At 44.1% G+C, this 19,638-nt stretch carries 15 protein-coding genes; 12 read left to right on the forward strand and 3 right to left on the reverse strand.

Going from position 1 to position 19,638, the window contains the following annotated elements:
* Window positions 1-7 precede the first annotated feature (7 nt).
* From AB1Z56_RS05225 to AB1Z56_RS05260, 8 genes are all read left to right on the forward strand, one after another.
* Window positions 8-1,375, forward strand: coding sequence for a RagB/SusD family nutrient uptake outer membrane protein (locus AB1Z56_RS05225; RefSeq protein WP_426791344.1), 1,368 nt, complete (start codon window positions 8-10; stop codon window positions 1,373-1,375).
* A 40-nt stretch (window positions 1,376-1,415) separates the two neighbouring features.
* Entirely contained in the window at window positions 1,416-2,765 is a 1,350-nt protein-coding gene (locus tag AB1Z56_RS05230) for a beta-carotene 15,15'-monooxygenase (RefSeq protein WP_426791345.1), read from the forward strand.
* Window positions 2,766-2,788: 23 nt separating this feature from the next.
* A complete protein-coding gene (locus tag AB1Z56_RS05235) occupies window positions 2,789-4,273 on the forward strand; it encodes a hypothetical protein (protein ID WP_426791346.1) in 1,485 nt (494 codons plus the stop codon).
* A 23-nt stretch (window positions 4,274-4,296) separates the two neighbouring features.
* Window positions 4,297-5,748 (forward strand): rhodanese-like domain-containing protein, encoded by a 1,452-nt coding sequence (locus AB1Z56_RS05240; RefSeq protein WP_426791347.1) that lies wholly within the window; start codon window positions 4,297-4,299, stop codon window positions 5,746-5,748.
* A 33-nt stretch (window positions 5,749-5,781) separates the two neighbouring features.
* Complete coding sequence (locus AB1Z56_RS05245) at window positions 5,782-6,453, forward strand: hypothetical protein (protein ID WP_313263481.1); 672 nt, start codon at window positions 5,782-5,784, stop codon at window positions 6,451-6,453.
* 152 nt (window positions 6,454-6,605) lie between these two features.
* A complete protein-coding gene (locus tag AB1Z56_RS05250) occupies window positions 6,606-6,767 on the forward strand; it encodes a hypothetical protein (protein ID WP_426791348.1) in 162 nt (53 codons plus the stop codon).
* 20 nt (window positions 6,768-6,787) lie between these two features.
* Window positions 6,788-8,215 (forward strand): phytoene desaturase family protein, encoded by a 1,428-nt coding sequence (locus AB1Z56_RS05255; protein WP_426792382.1) that lies wholly within the window; start codon window positions 6,788-6,790, stop codon window positions 8,213-8,215.
* Between the two features lie 962 nt (window positions 8,216-9,177).
* Window positions 9,178-9,771 carry a TlpA family protein disulfide reductase gene (locus AB1Z56_RS05260; RefSeq protein WP_309360686.1) on the forward strand — a complete coding sequence of 198 codons (594 nt, stop codon included), beginning with the start codon at window positions 9,178-9,180 and terminating at the stop codon, window positions 9,769-9,771.
* A gap of 136 nt (window positions 9,772-9,907) precedes the next feature.
* On the opposite strand, the gene AB1Z56_RS05265 is transcribed toward AB1Z56_RS05260, so the two are convergent.
* The 3 genes from AB1Z56_RS05265 to AB1Z56_RS05275 all read right to left on the reverse strand — a co-directional run bounded on the left by AB1Z56_RS05265 (window position 9,908) and on the right by AB1Z56_RS05275 (window position 12,821).
* Window positions 9,908-10,099, reverse strand: a complete 192-nt coding sequence (locus AB1Z56_RS05265; RefSeq protein WP_309360684.1) for a cold-shock protein — start codon at window positions 10,097-10,099, stop codon at window positions 9,908-9,910.
* A gap of 376 nt (window positions 10,100-10,475) precedes the next feature.
* Window positions 10,476-11,534, reverse strand: coding sequence for a 3-oxoacyl-ACP synthase III family protein (locus AB1Z56_RS05270; protein ID WP_309360682.1), 1,059 nt, complete (start codon window positions 11,532-11,534; stop codon window positions 10,476-10,478).
* A gap of 144 nt (window positions 11,535-11,678) precedes the next feature.
* The gene (locus AB1Z56_RS05275; RefSeq protein ID WP_309360680.1) at window positions 11,679-12,821 is read right to left on the reverse strand and encodes a DUF4932 domain-containing protein; all 1,143 of its coding nucleotides are present in this window, start codon (window positions 12,819-12,821) and stop codon (window positions 11,679-11,681) included.
* A 285-nt stretch (window positions 12,822-13,106) separates the two neighbouring features.
* Between AB1Z56_RS05275 and AB1Z56_RS05280 the strand changes: the two genes are divergently transcribed.
* The 4 genes from AB1Z56_RS05280 to AB1Z56_RS05295 all read left to right on the forward strand — a co-directional run bounded on the left by AB1Z56_RS05280 (window position 13,107) and on the right by AB1Z56_RS05295 (window position 19,630).
* A complete protein-coding gene (locus AB1Z56_RS05280; RefSeq protein ID WP_309360679.1) occupies window positions 13,107-13,631 on the forward strand; it encodes an RNA polymerase sigma factor in 525 nt (174 codons plus the stop codon).
* A gap of 83 nt (window positions 13,632-13,714) precedes the next feature.
* Entirely contained in the window at window positions 13,715-14,773 is a 1,059-nt protein-coding gene (locus tag AB1Z56_RS05285; RefSeq protein WP_309360677.1) for a FecR family protein, read from the forward strand.
* Window positions 14,774-14,778: 5 nt separating this feature from the next.
* The gene (locus AB1Z56_RS05290) at window positions 14,779-17,814 is read left to right on the forward strand and encodes a SusC/RagA family TonB-linked outer membrane protein (RefSeq protein WP_309360675.1); all 3,036 of its coding nucleotides are present in this window, start codon (window positions 14,779-14,781) and stop codon (window positions 17,812-17,814) included.
* Window positions 17,815-17,980: 166 nt separating this feature from the next.
* A complete protein-coding gene (locus AB1Z56_RS05295) occupies window positions 17,981-19,630 on the forward strand; it encodes a RagB/SusD family nutrient uptake outer membrane protein (RefSeq protein ID WP_309360673.1) in 1,650 nt (549 codons plus the stop codon).
* The last annotated feature ends 8 nt before the right edge of the window (window positions 19,631-19,638 follow it).

The following is a 19,638-nucleotide window of genomic DNA, read 5'->3' on the forward strand; positions in this document are numbered from 1 at the left end:
AAAGCTCATGAAAAAATTGTTATATTTCCTTTATCCTCTTCTTATCTTCCAGCTGAGCAGCTGCAGCTCTTTTTTGGAGGTGGAGCCCAAAAATTCAGTCTCCGATGAAGTGACCATTGTCGATGCGGGTTCGGCAGCAACTGCTGTCCGTGGTATCTATTCTGCTCTTCGGTCCAACGATTACTACGGCTATAGCTTTCAGTTGCTGGGATTCTTTTCGGCAGACAATATTGTATACCGGGGTAGTCAGACCGTTCATCAGACCTTGACCAATCATACAGTCAAATCAGATTTGGCCGTGCTGGCTACTGCCTGGAATCAGATCTATGCCACCATTAACCGCACCAATCATGTCATTACAAAAGTGCCCAATCTGGCACTGACGACCACATTTACAGAAGCTTATCGGAACCAGCTGGTTGGGGAGGCCTATTTTGTCCGTGCGCTTGCTTATTTTGATCTCGCCAGGACCTGGGGCGGTGTGCAGATTGTTCTGCAGCCGACGACTTCAGCCAGCAGCTTGCCGCAGGTAAAAAGGAGCTCGCTCACGGATACTTATGCACAGGTGTTGCAGGATCTGCAAAAAGCAGAGCAGCTGCTGCCCAATGAGACAAACCGTGTCCGGGCCACCAAGAAAACAGCCCGGGCATTGCTGGCCAGATTTTATCTCTATCAAAAGAATTGGTCCGAAGCAATCAAATACGCGTCATATATCCTCGATGATAATACCAATTACAGCTTGGTTACTCCCTATCGTTCGTTTTACGCAAACAATACATCTAACACGAAAGAATCGGTGTTCGAACTGGTTTACGATATCAATAACACCAGCGGCCAGGCTAGTCAGTGGTTGTCGGGCAGCAATGGAGGGACAGCCTGGATCAGGCCCTCGCAGGATATTTACGACCTGCTGATAGATCCGGCTGTCGGTGGCGACCGGTCAGCGCTGGTGTCTAAAACATCCTCATCAACAGATCCCAATATCCTGATCGGAAACCTCTATTATCGGACCGACCGGACCGATCCCGTCTTTCTGATTCGGACCGCTGAACTTTATTTAATCCGTGCCGAAGCGCTCGCACAACGTAATGGTTCCGGCGATCTGACCGCGAGCTTAGCCGATTTAAATGCCATACGTGTCCGTGCTGGAGTGAAGCCTGTACAAGGGCTTGGGGCAACCGATCTGCTCCAGGCAATCGAACAGGAGAATCGGGTAGAATTTGCCCTGGAAAACCATCGCTGGTATGATCTTTTGCGAACAGGCCGTGCGCAGCAAGTGCTCAGTATTTCCTCTGTCAACAGATTATTGCTTCCGATCCCTTACGCGCAGGTTTCCATCGATCCGGATCTGCAGCAAAATCCAGGTTTAGATTAATAGGATCAATTCCTTTTTTTTTCTATTAAAATGTATTGAAATGACAACATTAACAGAATCTCATTTTTTTCAGCGTCAGCGCTCGAATATACTGTATATAGGCTTGATCTTTTTCCTGGTGCTCAGTATCCCTTATGACCCCAATCTTTTCAAAGATACTTCGTTTGGAGATTTGCTGTCGCTGGAAAACTGGTTTGCACTGGCAACCTATCGCAGCTCTTTTATTCCTGAGAGTCCATTGGTAGGCCCAGACGTACGCGGCTATTACAATTGGGCTATCGCACTCGGACTGGCTCTGTTGCTTTTTCTGATTTTTGGGCGCAAACTCAAGCAGGCGTTCCGTGTAGATGATGAAACAGTCTTTTACTGGCTCCGTGTGCTGCTGCGCTATCGTCTCGCGCTGGCGATCATCTTTATTGGTCTGGTCAAAATTATTCCGATACAATTACCCGAACCAACGATCAGCGAGCTGCATACCGAATACGGTGACCTGCTGCTCTGGAAGCTCTATTACCTAACCAATGGTATCGCTACGGCCGGCTATTTGCCTGTTATTGGTGCGCTTGAGATCCTGGGTGGTCTATTTTTGCTGAACCGTCGCACTGCAGTGATCGGTTCGGGTCTTCTGATTGCGGTACTGCTCAATGTGGTCATCGTTAACTATGTGTACGAGATCGGTGAGCAAGTATACAGCTCTTTTCTATTGTTGTTGGCAATTGTCATTTTCTCCTACGACTGGCCTCGCTTTTACAAGTTGCTGATCAGAAAGACGGCAACGATCCCTGACGGATTCTGGCCAGTATATGGTTCAAAGATCGCTGCTGTGCGTCCCTATCTGCAGGCGTTGTTTTTGTTACTGATAGCGGTATTTAGCGTACAGGCTTATTTGAGCTGGAAGAACTCCAATTATCCATTTCCAGAAGAGAAAGGGCTCGACGACGCTGCAGGTGTATACAACGTGAAAGATTTTGTCTGGAAAGGAGATACCCTGGCTTATTCGCTTACAGATAGCATACGCTGGAAGGATGTGGTTTTTGAAAAATGGAACACCATCAGTATCCGTGGAAATCGTCCTGTCAAGGTCGACAGTCTAAGACCACGTATTGCCTTCAACAGGGAGCGCAACTACGAATACCTGGGCAACGGTGGTCGTGAATTTTTTGGCTACAGCCAAAAAAAAGGTGCCGAAAAGCAGCAGACGACTATTAAGCTCAGGGGGAAGGTCAATCGGGACCACACATTTTCCTTTGTTCTCCGCCGGACGGATAAACGGACCTTGTTGCTTGATGGAGTTAATCAGCGAGGTGACTCCTTTCATGTGCGGCTCGAAAAAATAAACAAGAAATATCTGCTGCACGAGGGGCGTAGAAAACCGATCCGTATTTATTAACCATTCAAATTTAGCGAAAACTTATGGCAACGATACAACAACTGGAGAGAGTGTACAGCAAAGAGGTACACATATCTGACAAGGACCAGGACTGGAAATACTGGGAGAAGGTGGGATTTAGATTTACCTTTATTTTCTTTATCCTTATGGTCGTACCCCTGGACTGGGAATGGTACGAAAAAGTTTTTAAACCCGATTCATTATATGATTTTATGGCTTCTATCGCGGGCGGGTCGCGTACCGGTTGGATAGAAATTGATACCGAGAGCGGTAAATGGGGATTTGCATCCTATACCTCCTGGTGGCTGAATGGTTTGATCGCGGTACTTGGCGCTTCCATTTGGACGATATTGGCACGAAATAGCAAGGTGAAACAATACGATGCGTTATACTACTGGTTACGGGTATTGGTACGCTACCGTATTGCGCTGGGGCTGATTGCATTTGGATTTATCAAATTCTTTCCGATGCAAATGCCATTTCCATCACTGGCCAATTTAAATACCGACCTCGGTGAATATGCACCCTTTAAACTGTATTGGCAGATTGTGGGTGTATCTTATAAATACGAGATATTTCTGGGTTTTCTGGAGATTGCTGCTGGAAGCTTGCTTTTCTTTCGGCCGACGGTGGTAGTAGGTGCCATTATCAATGCAGGCGTTCTTTTTAATATTGCCCATGCCAACATTGCTTATGATGGTGCAGTACATGTTTATAGTTCATACTTTGTGCTGCTTTCCCTATTTCTGCTGCTGCAATACCTGCCTGCGATCTGGAAACTCTTTATTCTGCGTGAGCCTGTCAGTACCTACTATTATGTGCCGGGATTTCTGAAAAAGTGGAACAAGCCCCTGTACTTTGGGGCCAAGGCAACGATTGTCGTGCTATTCATATTTGTATATGGCTATTATCGATATGAACGATTTTATGATGAAGGCCGTCTTAAGGAGCCTGTGCTGCCTGGCCTGGCGCATGCCGCCGGACATTATGAGGTTTCAAGTTTTCTATTGAATGGGAAGTCCCAGCCGTACTCACCTGTGGATTCGGTACGCTGGCATGAGGCATTTTTTGAGCGTTATTCGACATTGGTCTATAAGGTTAATAAAGCCAATGCTATTGATCTTGGCAATGGAACCCCGGCCTTGAATGATGTGCTCAAAACCTATGAATTTACGGGTCGCGCCGGGGGAAAGAGTTACCTGTACTATGAAATAGACTCGGCGGACCAAAGCTTGTATCTCATCGATAAAAATCAAAAATTCAGCAAGGAACAGCGAAAACAATTGGATGAAAAAATGGATGTAGGCCTGAAAGCCCTTTATGGAAAAGCAAAGGGCGATAGTCTGCATATCCTGAAATGGGCGTACGAACGGCCAACTGCTGAACAGATCAAGCTGAAAGGGCTAGATGCCAGTGGAAACAACCTTGAAATTACCCTTGACCGTGTCAAGGAATCTTATCTCGCCGGTAAGGAATGGTATATGAAAAATACACTCTTTACCTATTGATTGTCTCAAAAATACATGTTATCATGAATAGAAGATTATTTATCCATCGCTCTGCTATCCTATTAACGCTTGCTTCAGCCGGACAGAGCGTATCCTGCTTTGGAAATACCGCTAAAAATGTGGCGGGCTACAGCGTTAAGCAGTTTGAAGATGAAGGCTTGGCCCACTTTTCGTACGCTATATTGGTTGACCGGAAAATTGTGCTCGTAGATCCTGCGCGCGATCCGCGGCCTTATTACAATTATGCAAGGGAGCAAGGAGCGAAAATTGTTGCCGTCGTGGAGACCCATCCTCATGCCGATTTTGTGAGTTCCCACCTGGAAATCCATCGGGATCATGATGCCACCATTTATGTGAGTAAACTGGTGAGGGCGGCCTATCCGCATCAGACTTTTGACGATGGCAATACCCTGAAGATTTCGGATCGGGTGGTATTGAAGGCGGTCAATACACCGGGACATTCCCCCGATAGTATTTCGGTGCTGCTGAAAGCGGATGGCCGCGATGCCGCTATCTTTTCGGGGGATGCGGTATTGATCGGTGGCGTGGGCAGGCCCGATCTGCGGGAATATTCGGGAGAGCAAGCTACGCAGCGCGAAAAATTGGCCCATCAGCTCTACCATACCGTTCAGGATGTTTACGCTAAACTGGATGATCAGGTGGTATTGTATCCCGCGCATGGCGCGGGCTCTCTCTGTGGGAATGCCCTCAAAGGAGCTAAGCAAAGTACCATTGGTGCCGAAAGAACGCAGAATTTTGCTTTTCAGCAGCAGTCCGAAGAGGCTTTTGTACGACAGATTCTGAATGACCAGCCACCTATACCAGCTTACTTTCCATACAATGTGGAATTGAATCGCAAAGGTGCCGCAGCCTTATCGGCTTCTCTGGCGGCCATTCCACTGATTGGAGCTGCTGATGTATCTGTTTCATCCACAGCGCTAGTCGATACACGTTCGGCAGCAGCATTCAGGCAGTCCCATTTTCCAGGGGCCATCAATATCCCTGAACGAAGTAAATCCGAATCCTGGATAGGGACACTTATCGAGCCCAAAGACAGTTTTTATCTGTTGGTCGATACCAAAGAACAGGGGCAGCTGCAGCTTGAAAAGATTGCTAAAATAGGCTATGAGCAGTTTGTGAAAGCTGTTGTACTCTTTGGGGATTTTGCTGCGCAGCAGTCGGAAGACTTTGATCAAGCTGCTTTCGACCGTTCACCGCAGGAGTATTTTATTGTGGATGTGCGTACAGCAGAGGAGGCCAAGGTGGGACCGGTATTCAGTGGAGCACATAATATTCCTCTGGCCGAATTAAAACAGCATATTTCGGAGCTGCCTCTGGATAAGACCATTGTCGTTCATTGTGCTTCGGGCTATCGTTCGGCCATAGCCAGCAGCCTGATTCATGAATCGGTTCCAAAAGCCCACGTATGGGATGTTGGCGAGCATATCAAAGGGTATAAGTCAGCCGTGAATTAACAAGAATATATCAGTATTAAACCCCAATGCGAGATGAAAGACTTAAAATTAATAGCTAGTATGCTTTTAGCGATCTGCGTGCTGCTCAATATCACAAACTGTCAATCCAGACAGGATACCAAAGAGGCTGTAAAAAACAGTCAGATTTTGATCAAGAAAGAAGAAGCCGTCCGTTTTAAACAGGAACTCGAAAGTCTGAATAAGACCAATAAAGTACCGGTGCAGATTCCGGATAATGCGCGTATTGTTTATGCGACGGAACAGGATGTGTTGGAGATTGAAAATGGAATCGTCCTTTTTGGCTGGCCGAGCTGTCCCTGGTTCCGCAATGCCATAACACCTTTGCTGGAATTTGCGCAGGAGGAAAAAGCGACGATTTATTACCTCAATATTCACGATATACGGGATCTGAAGGAGAAGGATAAAGCGGGTAAAGTCATCACGACCAAAGTCGGAAGTCCAGGCTACGAGGCTATTTTGGCCAAATTTCATACTATCCTGAATCCTTATACAGCAGTTGGCATTGATTCTATCAAACGGATATCTTCACCGACGGTGCTGTTTATTGAAAAAGGTAAAGGAGTCCATAAGGTTGTTTCCACCGTGGTGTCGCAGATAGATCCAAAAATAAAATTGGATAGCACGCAGCGTCAGGAGCTTAAGCAGCGCTACCGCGAATATTTTGTTGATGAACGAGCGATATGATGAACGAACGATATAAGTCTTTTGCATCCGACCTTGAAAGCTTGCATAAAACGCAGTTAACAGATGGATGGTGCATTAGGAAAAGTGGTGGGGAGTGTGGAAGCGTGTGAAATTATATGAAAGAGTATAAAGCTAAACTAAATAGATATGCTATGAAAAAAATAATCAATCTTGGACTTTTGGCATTTGTTTTAACGACATTTACAATCGCTTGCGGATCGGCGGGCAAGAAAAAAGAAGCTGGCAAAGAGCAATCGGACTCCACTTCATCGAAGGGTTCAAAAAAGGAACAGCCCAATACAGGTTGTGACTAGGAATGGTAAAAATCCAGTATATGCGAAAATTTGATGCAATTATTATTGGCTCGGGACCAAATGGTCTGGCAGCGGCGATTACCTTCCAGCAGCAAGGGCTAAGTACCCTGCTGCTGGAAGGTGCCGATACGATCGGCGGCGGCATGCGCACAAAAGAACTTACGCTTTCGGGTTTTCAGCACGATGTCTGTTCGGCGATTCACCCGATGGCTATGGCTTCGCCGTTTTTCAGAAGTCTGCCTCTGGAGGCGTTTGGACTATCTTTTGTTAAGCCCCGCTATGCAGCGGCACATCCGTTGGAGGATAGGGAGTCCGCAATCCTCTATCACAGCCTTGCCGAAACAGAGAGAGGACTGGGAGCTGATGGAGGGCGTTACCGTAAGCTGGTTGAAAAGGTCGTTGCCCATTGGGATGAGCTTGCTCTCGATATAATGGGGCCATTATCCCTTCCGAAACATCCCTTAATGTTGGCTTCGTTTGGGCTTGAAGCCTTGCAGCCTGCAAGCTGGACGGCAGGACGCTTCGCTACTGAGCAGGCGAAAGCACTATGGGCAGGTATGGCAGCACACGGTATTCAGCCTCTGACAAACTGGACGACCTCAGCGATTGCGATCGTGTTGTCTGCCGTGGGCAATAAGTACGGCTGGCAAATCCCAGTGGGGGGCTCGCAATCCATTGCCAATGCACTGCTGCGTTATTATCAATCGTTGGGCGGGGAGGTGCAAACGGGCTGTTGGGTCGAAGATGTGCGCGATCTGCCTTATCATAAGGTGCTTTTCTGTGATATGACCCCAAGGCAGCTGTTGCAGCTGAAAGGAATAGCGCTTGGGGGGCGTTACCGCAAAAGGCTTGAGGGCTACAGGCAGGGAATGGGGGTGTTTAAAGTCGATTGGGCCTTGTCCGAGATGACGCCGTTTAAGGACTTCCGCTGTCAGGAAGCAGCGACCGTACATCTCGGAAATACCTATGCGGAGATTGCGGAAAGCGAGCGTTTGAGTCATTTAGGAAAACAGGTCGACAAGCCATTTGTTTTGTTTGCACAGCAGAGTGCATTCGACCCGGGAAGAGCACCTGAGGGCAAACACACAGGCTGGGCATACTGCCATGTGCCTAATGGAAGCGATATCGATTATACCGAAGCTATTGAAAATCAGGTTGAGCGATTTGCGCCCGGATTTAAAGATACTATTCTAGCAAAACACAGCTTTTCGCCGGCGAAGCTAGAAGCTTATAATCCCAATTACATTGGCGGGGATATCAATGGTGGAGTAATGGATATTTCGCAGTTGTACAGCCGCCCTGTGCTGGCCTTAAATCCATACCGCACTTCCATAGAGCATATTTACCTCTGTTCGTCATCTACGCCTCCGGGCGGTGGCGTGCACGGCATGTGCGGTTATCATGCTGCACGGACAGCGCTCAGCGAGCATTTTGGTTTGCGGCTATAGGAATTTTACTCACCCAGGCTGCGTAGATAAATGATGTTGCTATCGTGTATTTTTTGTTGTATAATACCGGTGTTTTAGGAAAAAAATAAAATTCTGAGTAGCGTATTTATTTTCGGCAGCATTTTTGCTAAGTAGAGAGCTACGAAAACACCCCAAATAATATGTTGCATTAGGCCAAGAGATTTCTTGGCCTTTTGTGTTTATTTTTTATGCTATCCAAGCACACTGTTAAAATTTTTTTGAAGTATATCTACATCTTTAGGAATTGAGTATTTTTTGGTAAAACCGATCCTCAATATTTTTATTAAATTATATATTTAATTTATTTATGTTAAATAGTTAATTTATATTGAATTATTGTTATAAAAATTTGCTTATATGTCAGTTTGTCAGTTCCTGTTGAGACGAATATGAGCGGCGAATGGGTGCTGAGATTGGGGAAGCTGGAGGCGGTAGTCGCCGTGCGCAATTGGCTCAAAAAGGAATAGGATGATCCTGGTTTGGTTTATAGTGGCTTTTTTAGGTGTTTTTAAGACTTCTGACGAAACTTTGTGTAACCGATGGTATTTGTCTCGCTTTTTGTTGTTTTACTTGCTGTGCGCCTTCTTTCGCTTTAATTGCTTTTGGTGTCTGTGAAGTTATGAGGGTTTTTGCCTAGCTGTCGGATGCTAGAACCAATTTATGGTGTTATGTCTGATGTTATTTTTTTAGCTGGATATAGATAGTTCCTTTATCGAAAACATGAGCCGTACAGCAAATGGAAAGTTGTTTTTATGTTTTTTATATATGGATTAGTTGTTTATATACAGTTGTTTGTGTGTGTTATATTGATTAAAAGTTTATGATTGGTTTTGTGCAATGGTTACTGGTTTTGTGCTTTTATAAAATCGATGTCCGGTATGAATGAATCAGAAAATTGTTGAAAAAAAACCATAAATTAGGAGAACTAAACAATTTATTTCATGAACGTAAAATTAATCATAAAGGCTTTTGCGCTGTTATCGTTTTGTCTGACTTGCTTTGTCGGCCATGCGCAGGAAAGCAACAATAATAAAAAATTGTGGGCAAAATCCATCCTGAACCAAAAGGCTCCCAAGCTGGAGGTGGAGCAATGGCTGTCTGATGTACCCGAGACAAAAGGTAAATTTGTGCTGATTGATTTCTGGGCAACCTGGTGTGGGCCATGCCGGAGAGTGATTCCTGAATTGAACGAATGGCATAAAAAGTATGGCGATAAACTTGTGATCATCGGAGTTTCGGATGAAAAGGCAGAAGTTGTTAAAAAAGCCAAGGAAATCAAGATCGACTATTTCTCGGCAATAGACACGAAAGCCCGTTTGAAAAAACAGCTTGAAGTACAGGGTATTCCACATTGTATTTTATTGGATCCTGAGGGTATTGTACGTTGGGAGGGCTTTCCTACGCTAGAAGGGCACGAACTGACTTCGGAGGTGGTCGACAGTATCATCAAAAAGTATTCAAGGAAGGGTGGGAGATTTAAAGATAGTACTCCATATTTTCTGCGGCAGGAAGAAGTAATGTTGGCCGGACTGTAAAAGTTTTCAATATCCCTGATTGGTAAACAGTGCGATTTTGGCAGGGCTTCGCTATGGAATGGATAAAAAAAGTGTAACGGGTAACCGTTACACTCTGCAAGAAGATACAACTGTATCTTCTTGTGTGTTTACTTAATTATGCGATACGTACATTAACTGCATTAATGCCTTTTTTTCCGTTTTCTACATCAAATGTTACGCTGTCATTCTCACGCACTTCATTGATCAAACCTGATACGTGTACGAAAATGTCGTCACCGCCACCGGCAGGTGTAATAAAACCAAAACCCTTGGTTTGGTTAAAGAATTTTACTGTTCCTTCTTGCATTGTATTCTATATTATATTAAAGTATTCAATAATAAATAATTATAATGAAATAGCGATCATTATATTATTAAATCGATTTGTTGACAAGAAATGATGTTTGTAATTTAATGGGCTTGGTTTTATTCAAGTTCAAAAAGGGTACAGCACCTATTATTTGATAACAAAAGTAGCTTCTGAAAATGCGAAAACTGAGCCGAAAAGAATGACTTGACAATTTCAGATAAGCAAAGGCGGAGCCGATTATTAATCAAATGTAATTATAAATTATTGATTTATAAAGTGTTTTGATGTTTTTTATCTGTATTTAATATGCAACAACCTATTAAGCAGGCTTAAAATTCGTTTTGCACCTATGAAATATTGATAAAAATTAGCCTTAGACACGATAAGTGAAAGCATTGATGTTCATGCCAGCACCCACGGAAGCGAATAGGATAATATCACCTTCGTTTATTGACTGGTTGTCGATTTTGCCATGTGCCACAAGGTCATAAAGGGTTGGAATAGTTGCCACACTGCTATTTCCTAAGGTATGAATGGTCATGGGCATGATATCAACAGGAGGAGTCTTGCCGTAAAGCGCATAGAATCTCATTAGAATGGCCTCATCCATCTTTTCATTGGCTTGGTGAATCAGGATTTTTTTGATTGCCGAGATATCAATATCGGCCTTTTCAAGGCAGGACTGCATGGCCAGTGGAACTTTATTCAGGGCAAATTCATAGATCTTGCGTCCTTTCATTTTGATATATCGGGTAGCTGGGTTTTCCTCCTGATGATAGGAGCTGCCGAAATTAAGATAATCGGCTTCATCCAGCGCATAAGTTGCGCTCTCAAAAGAGAGTAATCCGCGGTTTTCCGCTGTTGCTTCGACGATTACAGCACCGGCACCGTCTGCGTAGATCATGGAATCTCTATCGTAGGGATCTACAACACGTGACAGCGTTTCTGCGCCGATGACCAAACATCGGGTTGCCATACCTGATTTGATAAAAGCATTGGCCTGCAATATTCCCTCATTCCAGCCAGGACAGCCAAATAGGAGGTCATAAGCCACACATTTTGGATTACGAATTGCTAATTTTTTCTTTACCCTTGTCGCTAGACTAGGTACGGTGTCGGACTGGATTTTACCATGTTGAACATCACCATAGTTGTGGGCAACAATAATGTAATTCAATGTCTCTGGGTCAATACCGGCATCTTCAATAGCGCGCGCTCCAGCCAAGAAAGCTAGGTCTGATGCAACTTGATCACGATCGGCATAGCGGCGTTCCTCAATTCCGGTGATCGCTTTGAATTTCTCAATGACAGAAGCCGACTGGCCAAATGGAGCCCCGCTCTCATCCAGAAAAGAATGATCTTTAAAATGTGTATTGGCGATCTTATTGTTTGGAATATAACTGCCAGAACCGGTAATTCTTATGTTTATCATTGTTTCTTTGTACCTAACGTGTTTAAATGTATCTCGACGATCATCCCCTTATGCTATGCTAATTCCTTCTGGTCGTATACATTCACATTTCTGGCGGCTTGTTTCCTTCTCAGCTTTAATATACCAAATATTATCGGAATAGTACTAATTTTCTTTTTCGCACCAATCCAAAAGCGGCTTGTATAAGCTCTGAATATCTTTACTGGTATCGTCTTTATAGAGACGGAATAATTCGGCATTAAATTCGTCCGCTTTGGGGAATCCCTTTTTGTTGACCATCATGTCGTTTACGTTTTCGACAATCTGCCCAAAAAGATCATGATCTTCTCCAAACTTGTCGTAACAGTACAAGATGAAAAGCCCCCAGGTTAAATATTCATCGAACACTTTGACCGGACTCGGATAATGGACGGTACTTTTGTTCTCCGCATCTACCCAGATTTCCCGATTATTGAATATCGTATCAATTTGTTTTTTATTCTTTTCACTGAGCGGGCCTACATAATTATGGTCGATTTCTGTGAAAATAATGCGGGTATTGATCGCTTTTTTAAATTTTGGGCTCCAGGATTCATCGTCACGAAGGGTTGGCAGAAAAAGTAATATTTCTTTGAATCCTCTGTACTTGAAGGTGTGGGTCGCATTCATTCCGGCAATCAAGGGGGAGGTCAGTACGCGATAGCTGTTGATTTTATAATCGAATCTTTTTTCTAACCATTCTTTCTGTTCAGCAATGGAAGCATATTCCTCGTAGGCTGTACGAAGGCTGTCATAGTAAGCCTGATGCTGTTTGTAGAACGTACGGTAGCCAGTTTTTCTTGCAAATTCTTCCAGTTCTTTTTTGTACCCCGGAATGGGGTTTGATTTGATCTGATAATTTCCCACTCCTTTTGCCGGAAAAATATAGATGTTTGTAGGTACTAATTCTTCGTTTTTAAACCTAAAGCCATAAGCATTGGCCGCCAAAAGAAAATAGTTGGTTAGATTTTCCCGCAATTGCTGATCAAATTTCTTGACGATAGGTAGACTGGAAAAAGGGGAGAAATGCTTCTTAACTTCCTCAAAATAGGTGGTGTTTTGCTTGGTCATGTTCGGGTTTTCCTTTCCAAAATCTGTCATCGCAAAGATAATGTAGACGAGTTCTTGCGCCTCATTGATTTCAACGGTCGTCTTGCCGTCGTTTTGCGCAATATATGCTTTGCTAAAGTCCACGTCCTTTTGTTGACAAAGGGCGATATTTACAGTTAAGACAAAGCTGGTCAAAATTAAAAGGATATTTCTTTTCATTGTATTGCTGTTTTCCCGTGATTATTGATTTGATACGGTCATGTCATTGTGCTGTTGCGGTCGTTACATGGTATCAGAGCGAATAATTTCATTCCATAATGAAATATTTGCGACTGCAATTATAGGGAGATTTCTCCTTGTTTTATAATTAAAATTTCAGCTGTAGAGAGGTCTTGGAGGAAAGTGCTGAATTATAGTTTGAGAATTGCTGTTTGAATTTGTTTATCCAATATTGATATTAACTTAATATGGAGTAAATCTTATGCCTTTATTTTTGACGGTGCAATGGAACACATTCAGCCTATCAAATCTTCCAATCAGAAAAGTTTTAATATTGTCTACGAAAAGTATCATCGTCAGATCTACGGTTTCGTACAGAAGCGTACGCAATCAGATTATATTGCACAAGAAGTTACCCAATTGACCTTTATCAAACTGTGGAACCAACGGGAAAAGCTCGATGAAGAACTGGGTATTCTGGTGCAGTTATTCGGTATGGCGAGACAGGTCATGATAGATCTCCTGCGCAAGGAAGCTACGCGTTTCAAATATGAAGGTCAAACTGCAGCCACCCCCTTTACAGATAGTCTGATTCGTGCGATCGAAAGCAAGGACATTTTACGGATGATGGAAAAAGATATCCAAAATATGCCAACCATGCGCCGAAAGGTTTTTGAACTGAGCCGCAAAGAAGGACTTTCCCATAAAGAGATAGCGGCGCATTTTTCTATCTCTACAAAAACCGTGGAACAGCATATCAGTAAGGCACTTCTTCAGCTCAAACAACACCTTTATTCGATTATGCTGTAAGTCCTCCATGTTAAGGATTAGGTTCTATTATTAAATAATTATTAAGTAGTAAGGGATGTCGTGCTGGCCTGCGTAATAGGAGTATGAAGCATGATAAAAAGAAGAATCAGATCCGTAAGACGATCTGGAAAATGCCTTTTTTGGTCGACGAACTGTTTAAGGATGAAGACTGGAAAAAATATGAAGCTACCGATCTAGAAGGAAGCGTCCCTAGCGAAGAGATGAAACTACTAGTCCAAACCGCAATTGAGGATCAAGAGAAGTGCCGTGAGCGCAAGTTGCTCGGTAAATATAAAACGATACGATATCTCCGTTATACCGCGGCCGCGGCGGTTCTCTTCTTCTTTTCCTTCCATTTTATTACCTGGTGGACAAAAGACAAGTTGTTGCCACCAGCCAGTAAAGTAACTGTCGTGGCAAAGCCTGCGACTTTGAAAGATACCGGCTGGACATTGATCGAAAATAAAAACCGACAAAGTGTGCTGCTCGATCTGCCTGATGGGTCTCATGTTCGCTTATTTGGGCTGAGCCACATTCGTTATATGAAGGATTTTACTGAAAATGCCCGTGATATTGAACTTGTCGGTAGAGCTTACTTTGATGTAGCGTCTGATCCTAAACGTCCATTTTCGGTGATTGCCGCAGGGACTAAAACAACCGCTCTCGGTACCTCCTTTACCATCAGTACCCAATTGAGGAATCAAGCTGTAACCGTAGCACTTCATACGGGTAAGGTGCTTGTATCCTCATTGACAAATGGTTTTAAGCAAGTTTTTTTGAATGGTCCGGGCCAAAAGCTGCGTGTGGATAAGTCGGGACTGACCCAAGTGGACGGGCTTCGCAAGGAAGCAACAGCGAAAACGTCAGATTTGGCTGCGGCTGACTTATTAAATTTGAAAAATACACCTATGCCTGCTGTACTCCGTGCTTTGGAGACCGCATTTAAGCATCATATCCATATTGGCGATCAAAATATAGCCGAGATTCATTACACGGGTGAAATTGATGTGCGCAAGGACAATCTGAAAGATATCCTGACCACAATCTGCTTAATCAATGAATTGCGCTTTGTCGCGAATGAGGACGGCAGTTATACCCTTTACAAACAAGAAGATTCCATTATCGAACATCTAAACAACTAACAGATATGCTCAGAAAAACAAATTCACGAAAAAAGAATCTGCTTATTTTTGCGCTGCTTTCTGCCGGGCTTTCCCAGGCGTATGCGCAGCAGCAGGTGAAAGGAGCGGTACAAAATGAAAAGGGGGAATTTCTCCCGGGTGTCAGCGTGAAGGCAATTCAGGTCAACGGCAACCAGCGTGTGACCACAAGTACAAATAGTCAGGGACTATTCCAATTCCAGGATTTAGTGGAACATGCAGGCTATCAATTTGTGTTTTCGGCTGTAGGATTTCAGTCCGATACACTATCGGGTTATGTCGTCGAAGCAAGAAAGCCTTTATCGCTAAGCGTTAAGCTTCAGCAGAGTTCAGTTAAACTGGATGAAGTAGTCATCGGTTACGGTCGCGTATCAAGAAAAGATGTGACAAGCTCCATCACGACGGTTAAAGCCGAAGACGCCAATGTAGGGGTATTTACCTCACCAGCGCAGATGCTGCAGGGTAAAGTTGCGGGGCTAACGATTTCGACAAATAACAGTAATCCCAATGCTACGCCTTCTATCAGTCTAAGAGGTGCATCAACATTGCGCAGCGGTGAAGCTATGGAACCTTACTATGTGATCGATGGGGTACCCGGAGCTTCCCTGGCATTGGTGGCCCCAGATGATATCGCATCTATTGATGTGCTTCGAGACGCCTCAGCAACCGCTATTTATGGTTCCAAAGCCGCTAATGGTGTTATTATTGTCACAACGAAGCGCGGGAAATCAGGACAAACCAGCATCAATTATAATGGCTATTTGGCGATCGACAAGGTTGCTAAGCATTATAAGATGATGAATGCAGCGCAATATCGATCGTATGTCAATGACAATGGCTTTTCGATGGAACCTACCGACGACTTAGGCGCAGATACCAACTGGGAGCGTGCCGTGGAGCGAACAGGGATATCCAACAATCATAATATTTCTATTCTCGGGGGTGGCGACCAAACTCAGTACAGTATTAGTCTCAATACCATAAAAAATAATGGAGTCATCAAAGGCACTGATATGGGGCGCCAAATCGCCCGTGCATTTTTGCAGACAAAGGCACTCAACAACCGCCTGACAGCTTCATTCAACATCAATGCCAGTATCACCAAACAACATGACGTACTTGCTTTAAGTGACGGGCTCAGTGTATATGATGCCATGTATTATTATTTGCCTGTGTCACCGATCAAAAATACCGATGGGTCCTGGTTTGAAAAATCAGACCGCTCCCAGTACGCTAATCCGCTTTCACTGATTGAAGAAAATACAAATTTCTCCAAGAATAAAGTCATTCAGGCACATGCCAAGTTGGGCTATGAAATCCTAAATGGACTGACATATAACATTGACCTGTCTCTACAGAACAGACAGTTTAACAATGCACAATACTATTCAAGTTTGTCAATGGCGGCCCGCAACCAAAATGGGAAATCCATTCGTGCTGCAGTGGAAGACGAACGCAAGGTGATGGAAATGAACTTAAATTATGAAAAGACATTTGCTGGAAAACATAAGTTGTCTGCGCTGGCCGGCTACTCCTGGGAAGAGAATAATAATAATGACGGTTTCCAGTTAACAACGTCGGATTATTACAACGATGATCTAAGTTACTATAACCCGGGAATGGCCAATGTAGTTGATCTACTCGGATTTGGGAATTATTATTTGTCTACTTTGCGTATGATATCGGTCTATGGGCGTGTGAATTATGCTTACAATAGTAAATACTTGCTGCAGGCAACTGTAAGACGTGATGGCTCGTCGGCCTTTGGTACGAACAATCGTTGGGCGACTTTCCCTTCTGTTTCTGCAGCATGGAGACTATCTGATGAATCTTTTATCCGTGAAATGGGTATTTTTGATGACCTCAAGCTCCGCGCAGGATATGGTGTGAGTGGTAATTCGCTCGGCTTCGATGCTTTTACCGCGCAGAGCGTACAAGGGGCATCTTCTAAGTTTTTTGATTATGTAAGTGCGGCTGGCCTCATCAGTCCTTTACGTACGCTGCAAGTCCTGCGCAACAGTAATCCTAATCTCAAATGGGAGACGACCAGCATGGTCAATCTAGGAATGGATTTCAGTGTTTTAAATAATCGTCTGACAGGATCGTTAGAAGTGTATAAAAAGAAGACAAGCGACCTGATCTATGACTATCAAGTCAGTCAATCAAAGTACATTTATCCAGTCTTGACAGCAAATGTTGGGGAAATTGAAAATCGTGGAATAGAGCTGACGATGAATGCGAAAGCGATAGACAAACCGTTTTTTAAATGGAATACCGGACTGGTTTTGTCACACAATACGAACAAGGTTGCCAGTATCGCCAATGAGCAGTTTACTAAGGATTATATTGAGCTTTCGGATCTTGGTGGGGCAGGACAAAGTAATTTATTTCAGCAGCGTTTGACTCCGGGAGCTCCCATAGGACAATTCTATACATGGGAATGGGCGGGGTACAACGATAAGGGTATCTCGATCTTTTACGCTCATGATAGCAAAACCGGTGAGAGAACTGGCGAGACGACAACTACGCCGCAGAAGAAAGATCAGGTAGTCACAGGGAGTCCTCAACCCAAGTTGACTCTCGGGTGGAGTAATGATTTGTCTTACAAAGGTCTTTCATTGACGGGCATGTTTCAGGGAAGTTTTGGTCAAAAGATTCTGAACGCCACTCGAGCACGCCATTCGAATGTGGTCGGGAATGCAGGGCAGAAAAATCTACTTGCCAGCGTGTTGGAGACAGAGCGCATGACGGATATCAATGCTCATTATCTATCAGATCGGTATTTAGAGAACGGAAGTTTTTTGCGGCTAGCTTATGTGACCTTAGCCTACCATATTCCGGTAAAAAATATTCCTGTTAAAAACTTACGTGTTTATGCGACGATGAACAATGTGTTTGTCTTAACGAAATATAAGGGTATTGATCCGGAGGTAGGGCTCGGCGGACTGACACCGGGAATCGACAACCGTCAGACCTATCCACGTACACGTACATTTATGTTTGGACTTAACTTTAATTTATAGCGGATTAGGTATTGGATGAACCTGCCGTTTCCGTAAATGTATAGATGCTACTGTGAAAATTGGGTATTTCCGATTAAAGGGCATCATGAACTTAGCAGGTTCATGAGATAAACAAAAAGCATTTATGAATCTAAAGAGATAAATACAAATGAGACATTATATACATATGAAATCAAAACTTATTATCCACTTATTTGCGTTGTCGGCCCTGGCCATTTCGCAAGTTTCTTGTACTGACTTGGACGTTGATATAAAATCACAACATACGGAGTTTCCAAACACTGAACGTGCTGCCGAAGCCATTTTGGCTGATGTGTATGCTGCCTATCGTGAGGCTTTAGGTCGTGATCATTGGATGATACAGACTTTGTCGGCCGATGAGGCTGTCAGCGTGGCTATTGGTACCGACTACTACGATGGTGGACGTTACCGTGAATTCCATGTGCACAACTGGACTGCGGATAACGGAATGCTACCGAGCATCTGGAACGGGGCGTCTACAGGAATCACATTAGCCAATAACGCCATCACGCTATTTGGATCGGATAAAGAACAGTTTACGGCGCCTGCGCGAGCTATTCGTGCTTACTATTATTTTATATTGATGGACAATTTTGGGGCAGCCCCATTAATCACAGGTCCGATCGACGCTGTGCCTGCGCGAACGGACCGCGCCGATATCTGCCGTTTTATCGAGTCCGAATTATTGGCTGTAAAAGATTTGCTGCCAACAACAGTTTCGGTGGCAACTTACGGGAAAGCAACGAAGTATATGGCTGAGGCTTTATTGGCCAAACTGTATCTCAACTGGAATGTATATACGACGGCTGATGTCACTAATTACACACCATCCATGCCAAATGAGAAGTTAAATGCGGTGGTAGCAATGTGTGATTCGATCATTGCTTCAGGTCAATTTAATTTGACTAGCCATAAGTTTATGGAGAAATTCCGTCCAGACAATGGCTACCAAGTGAAGGATTTTATCTTCGCTGTGCCCTATGACCGTGAAAAACAGCAGGGCATGACCTATGCCCGGTTCTGGATTCACCGCAGTGGACAAAACCAGTTTGCATCATTACCTCAAAGTGTAGGCGGGACCTTTCGCGTATTGCCCACCTATTTGGACAAGTTTAATTTAGATGGCGACGAGCGCAATGCATCTTACATCGGTGGCAAACAATATTATTGGTCAAATTATGTTGAGGACAAAAAGCGTCCTTTCATGATCAAGACCTCCAAACGTGGTATAGACCAAGATTATAAAGGTGCTGATGCTGATGTGCAGTTTGACTGGCAGCTCGAAACCACCAGGGAGATTACTTTGCGTCCCGATGGTGCGGCCACGTTGAATGCAGGAAACGACCAGAAGGGCCGTTCGATGGGATACCGTTCCATTAAATTTTATATGGATGTTGCAGTAACGTCGGCCAATCAACGCAATCAGAGCAATGATGTTCCTGTATTTCGCTATGCGGATATTCTACTGATGAAAGCTGAAGCTATACTTCGTGGTGCTACCGCGACCAACGGTCAGACGCCCCAATCCCTAGTCAATCAGATTCGATCGTATGTCAATGCACCGGCAATGACAGTCGCCCCAAGCTTACAGGATGTATTGGATGAGCGTGCACGAGAGTTTGCCGATGAATCCTGGCGTAGAAATGACTTGATCCGTTACGGCAAATTTGAAGATAACTGGGGATTCCGATCGCTGTATCCGGCTGGCATGAGCGAGAAGTTTCGTCGCATCTTTCCGGTGCCAACAACAGTCTTAAATGTAAACACACACTGGAAGCAGAATCCGGGTTATTAGAAACGATT

It is taken from the genome of Sphingobacterium sp. WOUb80, from assembly GCF_050058145.1.
GTDB lineage: Bacteria > Bacteroidota > Bacteroidia > Sphingobacteriales > Sphingobacteriaceae > Sphingobacterium.

Excerpts from the sequence above, each read along its gene's own strand:
- AB1Z56_RS05225 (WP_426791344.1), top strand. The coding sequence starts at position 8 with ATGAAAAAATTGTTATATTTCCTTTATCCTCTTCTTATCTTCCAGCTG.
- AB1Z56_RS05230 (WP_426791345.1), top strand. The coding sequence starts at position 1,416 with ATGACAACATTAACAGAATCTCATTTTTTTCAGCGTCAGCGCTCGAAT.
- AB1Z56_RS05235 (WP_426791346.1), top strand. The coding sequence starts at position 2,789 with ATGGCAACGATACAACAACTGGAGAGAGTGTACAGCAAAGAGGTACAC.
- AB1Z56_RS05240 (WP_426791347.1), top strand. The coding sequence starts at position 4,297 with ATGAATAGAAGATTATTTATCCATCGCTCTGCTATCCTATTAACGCTT.
- AB1Z56_RS05245 (WP_313263481.1), top strand. The coding sequence starts at position 5,782 with ATGAAAGACTTAAAATTAATAGCTAGTATGCTTTTAGCGATCTGCGTG.
- AB1Z56_RS05250 (WP_426791348.1), top strand. The coding sequence starts at position 6,606 with ATGAAAAAAATAATCAATCTTGGACTTTTGGCATTTGTTTTAACGACA.
- AB1Z56_RS05255 (WP_426792382.1), top strand. The coding sequence starts at position 6,788 with ATGCGAAAATTTGATGCAATTATTATTGGCTCGGGACCAAATGGTCTG.
- AB1Z56_RS05260 (WP_309360686.1), top strand. The coding sequence starts at position 9,178 with ATGAACGTAAAATTAATCATAAAGGCTTTTGCGCTGTTATCGTTTTGT.
- AB1Z56_RS05265 (WP_309360684.1), bottom strand. The coding sequence starts at position 10,099 with ATGCAAGAAGGAACAGTAAAATTCTTTAACCAAACCAAGGGTTTTGGT.
- AB1Z56_RS05270 (WP_309360682.1), bottom strand. The coding sequence starts at position 11,534 with ATGATAAACATAAGAATTACCGGTTCTGGCAGTTATATTCCAAACAAT.
- AB1Z56_RS05275 (WP_309360680.1), bottom strand. The coding sequence starts at position 12,821 with ATGAAAAGAAATATCCTTTTAATTTTGACCAGCTTTGTCTTAACTGTA.
- AB1Z56_RS05280 (WP_309360679.1), top strand. The coding sequence starts at position 13,107 with ATGGAACACATTCAGCCTATCAAATCTTCCAATCAGAAAAGTTTTAAT.
- AB1Z56_RS05285 (WP_309360677.1), top strand. The coding sequence starts at position 13,715 with ATGAAGCATGATAAAAAGAAGAATCAGATCCGTAAGACGATCTGGAAA.
- AB1Z56_RS05290 (WP_309360675.1), top strand. The coding sequence starts at position 14,779 with ATGCTCAGAAAAACAAATTCACGAAAAAAGAATCTGCTTATTTTTGCG.
- AB1Z56_RS05295 (WP_309360673.1), top strand. The coding sequence starts at position 17,981 with ATGAAATCAAAACTTATTATCCACTTATTTGCGTTGTCGGCCCTGGCC.